General features: G+C 37.2%; 1 pseudogene. It reads left to right on the forward strand.

Annotated elements, in window-relative coordinates:
• Window positions 1-168: 168 nt before the first annotated feature.
• A pseudogene (locus tag WKT10_RS15925) lies at window positions 169-523 on the forward strand (transposase); the annotation flags it as partial.
• Window positions 524-545: the final 22 nt, after the last annotated feature.

Here is a 545-nt window from a genome sequence, read left to right on the forward strand (position 1 = left end):
TTATCCTGAATTATTCACGACTTTGCCACGAATGTGGCTGAAAGCCACATAGTTACTGTATTTTAACTGAATATTGCTTTTCACCTATCAAGTGAATGAAAAAAGAGCATCCATTTGTGGTAAAATTAAGGTGTCTAATCAAAATAAATACCAACAAAGGAGCCCTTTATGAGTATTGTAAACACCTTATCACTAGAAAGCAATAGACAAATTAAAATAAATTTTGATGGAGGAGATTTATCCTCCGATGCAGGATTGCTTCTCATCAAAGAATTCTGTACTTGAAAAAGACACCCTTGCATCACAGCCTACGGTATCAAGATTCTTTAACCGTATGGATGAAGATACCTTAAATCAGTTACTTATGATTGGCAGAATACTCCGAAAGAGAGTTTATCGTATTCAGATGCCACAGGCTGTTATTCTGGATCTGGATTCCACTCTTCTTGATGCATACGGCAAACAGGAAGGCAGAGCCTTTAACTTTCATTATCAAAGCAATGGATACCATCCACTTGTCTGTTAGGATGGAATGACCGGAGATC

It is taken from the genome of Enterocloster sp. HCN-30185 (assembly GCF_037890305.1).
Classification (GTDB): Bacteria; Bacillota; Clostridia; order Lachnospirales; family Lachnospiraceae; genus Enterocloster.